At 64.5% G+C, this 346-nt stretch carries 1 protein-coding gene; it reads right to left on the bottom strand.

Translation table 11 applies throughout. The features are described 5' to 3' along the window. The coding region (locus J4F42_05395) for a hypothetical protein (GenBank protein ID MCE2484925.1) at positions 1-346 on the bottom strand (346 nt) is incomplete at both ends.

Raw genomic sequence — 346 nt, 5'->3', positions numbered from 1 at the left:
ACGCCGAGCTTGTCCATGCACGCAGCGCTGGTGGGCGACAGACCCGGGTAGTACTCCGCCATCCGCCGCGCGTCGCGCAGGATTTGCGGAAAATAGAGACCTCGTCGCCCGATCTCCTGGTCTTCCTTGCGAAACATTTTTGCCACGGCTTCGCGCGCCGGATCCCGCCACAGCGCGTTGGACGAAACAATGGAGTAGGACGGCTGATCGTAGACCGTGTAGCGCAGCGGCAGCGCGACACCGCCCTCCGGGGCTTCGATGTTGTGCGCCCGGATATAGTCCAGGCACTCGTCGTAGGTGCGAAAGCCGACGCCCCACTTGGTCTCAATCGGGCCGGGAGGGGCGT

The sequence above is a fragment of the Desulfurellaceae bacterium genome (genome assembly GCA_021296095.1).
Classification (GTDB): Bacteria; Desulfobacterota; Binatia; order Bin18; family Bin18; genus JAAXHF01.
Note: the sequence above shows the minus strand (reverse complement) of the source record. Positions and strands in the feature narration are given on the sequence as shown.